The sequence below is a fragment of the Stenotrophomonas sp. STEN240 genome, assembly GCF_056756175.1.
The window spans coordinates 1-6,289 of the sequence record NZ_JBRRBO010000079.1 but is presented as its reverse complement, the minus strand read 5'-3'; the positions used below and the strand labels follow the sequence as shown (position 1 = coordinate 6,289).

The following is a 6,289-nucleotide window of genomic DNA, read 5'->3' as shown; positions in this document are numbered from 1 at the left end:
CTGGCGCAACTCGCTGTTGGAGTGCGCGGCCCACGCCGCGCAGCTGACATTGTTGAAGTCGCTGGCCGTGGTGCAATCTGATGATGTGCCTGCTTCGCGGCTGACGCCGCTCCCACAAATGAAAAGCATGGGTCGCAAGCTGTTTGTAGGAGCGGCGTCAGCCGCGAAGCTGGCACTGTTGAAGTTGCGGATAGTTGTGCAATCTGATGATGTGCGGGCTTCGCGGCTTACGCCGCTCCTACAACGGCCATGGCATCGCGCGTGGTTGCACAACAACAAAGGCCCGCTTGCGCGGGCCTTTGTCGTTCACTGCGTTCGGCACACCTCAGAACGGCTTGAGCTTGCCCAGCACCATGATCGCCAGAATGATCATCCAGATGCACAGCACCGGGATCTTTACCCGTGCCACCAGCTGCTTGAGCGACTGCTGGTCTGCATCACTCGCGGTTCCAGTCACCACCTTGCCGAACAAGGGGCCGAACGGACGCAGCTGGATGCGTACCAGCAAGCCCATGCTGATGATGCCGGCGAACAGGATCAGCTTGGCGCCCAACCAGCGGCTCTGTGCGATGAAGCCGCCATCACTCAAGGCATCGATGCCGGCCGCCACGCAGCCCACCAGCACCAGCAGGCGTAGATAGAAATCGACGCGGGCGATGCGCAGTCCTGCCGCAGAGTGTTCCTTGATGAAGGCTGCCCAGGCCAGGCCCAGCCACGCAACGGTGCCCAGCCATACCAGCCACAGCCAGCCATCGAGCGGCAGCAGGCCGGCCTTGCTGGCGATGGTCAGGCCGGTGCCCAAGGCCATGATCAGGCAGCTGCGCGGAATCATGTCCAGCAGCATCATCGCCTTGGCTGAAAACAGGCGCACCGGCAGCGGTTGCGCCGGGTCGGCGATCTTGCCGGCGATGTAGAACACGCCAAGGTCACCGCCCAGCCAGTAGCCGCCGATCAACAGGTGCAACAACAACAGCAATTGGTAATCCATCGTGGTCTCCAAAAGACATCGCTCCCATGCGGGAGCGATGCGTGCAACGGTGAGGTGGTGCTTACCAGAAGCGGTACTTGAACTCGACGCCGTAGGTGCGCGGCACGTTCGGGTAGATCACCCCGATACCCAGCCCGGCAATGTCGAAGCCACCGGTGGAGGAGATCTCGTTGCTCAGGTTCTTGCCCCAGGCGGCCACCGACCAGTTGGCATCACGCGGCTCGTAGGAGATGCGCGCGTTGTACTCGGTGTTGGCGCGGGTCATGATCAGCCGCGAGGTGTCCTGGTTCTGGTAGTACTCATCGGTATGGCGGGCCTGCGCGCTGAACACCAGGTCGGCATCGCCGACCGGCTGCACATAGGTGCCAGCCAAGGTCCACTGCATGTCCGGCGAGCTCTTCATCGAGCGGCCGTTGAAGTAGGCCGCGTTGATCGCCGCATAGTCCTTGTACTCGCCATCGATGGTGCCGATGCTGGCATCCACGCGCAGCTTGCTGGTCAGCTGTGCCTGCGCTTCCACCTCGAAGCCCTGGATCAGCGCACCGGTGGCGTTGGTCATCACGAACACGCCGTCCGAGTTCACCGCGGTGAGCTGGATGCCGTCGTAGTCCAGACGGTAATAGTCGGCGTTCAAGCGCAGCCGGTTGTCCCACAGCGTCGACTTCACGCCGACCTCGTACGCGCGCAGCGTTTCCGCATCCACCGGGGTGACGGTGGCGTAGGTGGTGCCACGGCCGTTGAAGCCACCACTCTTGAAGCCGGTGGTGACGCTGGCGTAGCCCATCACGTTGTCGCTGAAGTCGTAGGAAAGCAGTACTTTCCAGTCGGGGCGGGTCCAGCTCTTTTCGAGCGCCTTGTTGTAGTTCGGGTCGCCGTTGGCCTTCACCGAGCGTACCGAGAAGTCCTTGTTCTCATAGCTGTACCGGCCACCCAGGGTCAGGGTCAGCTTGTCGGTGAACTTGTAATCACCCTGCGCGTACACCGCGTAGGCGGAGGTGTCCTGCTCGACGAAGTTGGTGCCACCACGGGTGAAGATGTCATTGCGGGTGGGCTGGTTGTTGTGCTCCCAGAAGGCGAACACACCGGCCACCCAACTGAAGGGGCCATCCAGCTGCGAGGTGAACTGCGCTTCGTAGCCCTTCTGGTTCTGCTTCTGGTCCTGCTCCAGGTGGTAACGCATCTGGTCGGTGCCATCCACGTCCATGTAGAAGTGGTGGTCCAGCGTGCGGTAATGCAGGATGCTGCGCCAGGAGAACGCGCCGAAGTCGGTTTCGTTGGTCAGGGCCACGCCGAACTGATCCAGATCGTTGATGCCGCGCGTATCGGTTTCGGTCTTGTAATAGCTGCCCAGCTTGGGCGAAACGGTGTCGGTTGCCTTGTCCAGTGCCACCGGCGTGCCCCAGGCCGGCGTGGAGCGCTCGCGCAGGCGGTCGATGCTCAGCGTGGCATAGGACGACTCGCCCCAGGTGCTGGCAAACGCCAGGCGCCCGGCCAGCACCTTCTGGTCGTTGACCCAGCGGTCGTTGGTGATGTCATGCATGATGCCGTCGCGGTTGCGGCTCAATACCGCAGCCGACACGTCCAGGGTTTCACCGATGCGGGTGGCGAACATCGCGCGGCCATCCAGGCGGCCCAGGTTGCCGATGCTGGCATCGAAGCTCAGCTTGTCCTCGCCGGTGGGCTTCTTGGAGATGTAGCGGATCGCACCGCCGGTGGCATTGCGGCCATACAGCGTGCCTTGCGGGCCGCGCAGTACTTCGATGCGGTCCACGTCGTAGAGGTCGAGCATGGCGCCGTTCTGGCGGGCTATGTAGACATCGTCGATGTACAGCGCAACCGCCGGGTCGTTGGTGAACATCGACTCGTCGGCGCCAACGCCGCGCATGATGATCTTGGCGCCCGAGCTGGTGCCGGTGTTCTGTTCGATGATGATGTTGGGCGTGGTGAACTTGATGTCATCCACGCGCTTGATCTGCATGCGGTCCAACGCCGGCCCGCTGATCACGCTCATGCTGAGCGGTGTTTTCTGCACTTGTTCTTCGCGACGCTGGGCGGTCACGCTGACCTGGTCCAGCTGCACGGCTTCTTTCTCGGACGACTGGGCGTAGGCATCGCCGCTGCCGATGGCCGTCATGATCGCAACAGTTAACGCACTCCGGTACAGAACATCTTTCATGACTCGCCTCGTAGCGTGATGAAGGAAAAGCTCGTTCGGGTGGGACAAGCATCGCCATATAGATATATCAATGCTTCCTAATGAGTATTCCGTCATTTGTCCGGACAATCAACCGGACTATTGCAGGTTTTTTGCAACTGCGGATGTGTGCCTGTTCTTCTGTATCTAATTGAAAAACTGAGTATTACAACTATGAATGCGCTGTTTCATTTGTCCTATAGGTGTTGTTGTTAGGTCATTTGAATTGATATTGCTGCAGTTGCAGCACATAAACTTCCAGTGGCGATACGCGGTGCACGCCCAACACGGTCTTAATTGATTTATTGATATAACAATAATCATTACAGCCGCCGTGACGAGACCATGCAGACTGCAACCACAAGCCGCCAGTTCATCCGCATCGGTGATCGCACCGTGCATTACCGCTACGCAGGGCAGGGCCCGGTGCTGATGCTGTTGCATCAATCACCGCAGAATTCGCGCATGTGGTTGCAGATGATCGAGCGCTTTGCCGATCGCTATACGGTGATAGCACCGGATACACCGGGCTTTGGCTATTCCGATGCGTTGGCCGATGCGGCGCCGGGCATCGATCGTTTTGCCGAGGCAACACTGGAGCTTGCCGATGCACTTGGCATCGAACGCTTCGCCCTGTTCGGCATGCATACCGGCGGCCTGATCGGCATGCACCTGGCATGGATCGCGCCCGAACGCCTGCACTGCCTGATCATCGATGGCTATGCCTTGTTCAACGATGCCGAGCGTGCGCGCTACACCGATCGGTACCTGCCGCCGTTCGTTCCGAGCTGGGATGGCGGGCACCTGCGCTGGTTGTGGTCACGCATGCGTGAGCAGCTGTATTTCTTCCCGTGGTGTGATCCGTCCGCAGAATGCGCGATCGCGCTGCAGCCTTATGACGCGCAGGGCACGCACGGCGCGGCGATGGACATCCTCGATGTCGGCGACAACTATCGCAGTGGCTACGGTGCGGCGTTCCGCTATACCGAGCGGCAGCGTGTGGGCGAGCTGCGTTGCCCAAGCTGGCTGATCTACCGCCACGACGATGTACTGCTGAGCCATCGGCAGCGCCTGCCGGCATTGCCGGACAACGTGATCAGTGTGGAAGAACCCGATGGCGTGGAAGGGCTGCATCGGCGCATGGATGCCATCCTGCAGCAGACCACGTCGGCACCCGCCCTGCCGGTGGCGCTGGCTGCACGTGAGGTGCCGGGCTGGTCACGACGCATCGTCGATACGCCGGTGGGCGAAGTGGCCGTGTGGCTGCAACGCGGTGGCGACGATGCTGTGCTGCACATCCATGCGCCGGGCCAGGCTCCGTTGCCGCTGGCGGCGTTGCCGGTGGATGCATGCACCCGGATCGCCATCGAGCTTCCCGGCCATGCCGGTTCGGCCGAGATCACCACGCCGCTGAGCGCGCAGACAATGCAGGCGGCACTGCGTGCGGTGATTGATGCGCTGGCTGCGGGGCAGGCCATCGCCGTGCATGCGCATGAAGCAGCGGTGGCCTATGTACCGGCGCTTGCACAGTGGTTGGGCAGCCGTTTGAAGGAAGTGGTGCTGCACCAGCCTTGGCTGCTGCAGTCAGACGAATGCAAAACGCTGCTGGCGCGGCTGCCCGATCCTGCCATCCATGCTGCCGGCGGGCACATGGCCGAGGCCTGGCAATGGGAGCGCGAGCGTCATCTGCTATGGCCCTGGTTGCAACCCAGCGCGGCCGCGCGGCGTTTGGTGGCCGCGCCGGATACCGCGCAGGTACACGCCAATTTGGTCGAGCTGTTGCGCATCGGCGCGCAGCTGCCGGAGCTGTTCAAGGGCGTCGCGCTGGCTGACTGCGATCAGCAGCTGCTCGCACTGCAGGTACCGGTGACGCTGCATGCGCAGCCGCAGGACGACTACCAGGGGCGTACCGCGGCATTGGCGGCACAGCTGGCAACACGCTGATGGGACGCACCGCAGCCGCCCCGCAGCGGCTGCGGTGATGTTGCCTCATGCCGGCCGCAACAGCTCCAGCTGCTCGCCATCGGGTCCGAGCAGCGTCGCGATGCTGAAGTTCCCAAAGCCCGGCACGTCGAGCTCCGCACGTGCAATCAACTGCGCGCCCAGCTGCTGCAGCTGGTTGACATCGGCATCCAGTGCATCACTGAGCAGGGTGGCCGAGAGAATGCCGATATTGGGCGGCACCGCGACATCACGCAGCGGTGCGTCCGGCAGATGCTCCATGTCCAGATAGGCAAACATTTCCACGCGGCCGGGCACGATGTGGCCGTCCTTGATCAGATTGACGTTGTGGATGCGCACCGGCCGGTCGGTACCCAACAGGGTCTGCAGCTCGGGGAAGTCGAGCACGCGGTCGAACAACACCTCGAAGCCCAACGCCTTGTAGAACGCCACCGAGCGCGCCACGTCGCGGGTGGCCAGGGCAATGGTCTGCACCACGCTGACGTCGGTGTTGAGCGGGCCGCGCAGATCACCGCCGCGTTCATAGGAAAACACATCCAGGCGGATGCCATCGGGATCGTCATTGATCGAATCACGCACCGCGACTTCCTCGCTCACTTCCCAATAGCTGGGCTCGTGCGCACTGCTGCCGCCAGCGGTCTGGATGGCCTGCATGGTCGCCAGCGCATCACGGCAGCGGAAGTTGAGTGCGTAATAGCCGCTGCCGTTGTACAGATTGTCGGCATTCCACAGGCGCTGGCCGGGCGCGTCGAAGGCCAACAGGCGGATCCGACCGAGGCCGGAATCATCGGGGGCGAGCACCGCGTATTCGCCGCGCAGGCCGGGATCAAAACGCCATAGCGGTGCGAGCTCGGCGGATAGCGCACCGCGTGCCTGCACGCGGTAGCCAAGTGCGTTTTCATAGAAGGCGCAGGCTCGCTGCAGATCGCTTACGCCAAGGGTGACAGCCTTCACTTCGGACAACATGCCGGACTCCTGTTACAGGAACGTGGAAAGGTCATACCTGTTCCGATCCTGCAATATGTCCGGACAAATTGTCCAGTGCGGTTGGTGCTGTGCGCGACTGTAGTGGGGGGGGGGGGGGCGCCCGGGGGGGGGAGGGGGGGGGGTTGGGTGTGGCAAGATTAGGAGAACCAAGCGAGCGA

At 62.3% G+C, this 6,289-nt stretch carries 4 protein-coding genes; 1 reads left to right on the top strand and 3 read right to left on the bottom strand.

Annotation, left to right across the window (positions count from 1 at the left end; genetic code table 11):
* Positions 1-325: 325 nt before the first annotated feature.
* Positions 326-988, bottom strand: a complete 663-nt coding sequence (locus tag ACVOKO_RS19175; protein ID WP_346500944.1) for a hypothetical protein — start codon at positions 986-988, stop codon at positions 326-328.
* 61 nt (positions 989-1,049) lie between these two features.
* Positions 1,050-3,164 carry a TonB-dependent receptor gene (locus ACVOKO_RS19170; protein ID WP_346500942.1) on the bottom strand — a complete coding sequence of 705 codons (2,115 nt, stop codon included), beginning with the start codon at positions 3,162-3,164 and terminating at the stop codon, positions 1,050-1,052.
* Between the two features lie 363 nt (positions 3,165-3,527).
* Between ACVOKO_RS19170 and ACVOKO_RS19165 the strand changes: the two genes are divergently transcribed.
* A complete protein-coding gene (locus tag ACVOKO_RS19165) occupies positions 3,528-5,126 on the top strand; it encodes an alpha/beta fold hydrolase (protein WP_346500940.1) in 1,599 nt (532 codons plus the stop codon).
* A gap of 45 nt (positions 5,127-5,171) precedes the next feature.
* Here the strand turns inward: ACVOKO_RS19165 and ACVOKO_RS19160 are convergent, their stop codons facing one another.
* Positions 5,172-6,110, bottom strand: coding sequence for a VOC family protein (locus tag ACVOKO_RS19160; protein WP_346500938.1), 939 nt, complete (start codon positions 6,108-6,110; stop codon positions 5,172-5,174).
* Between the last annotated feature and the right edge of the window lie 179 nt (positions 6,111-6,289).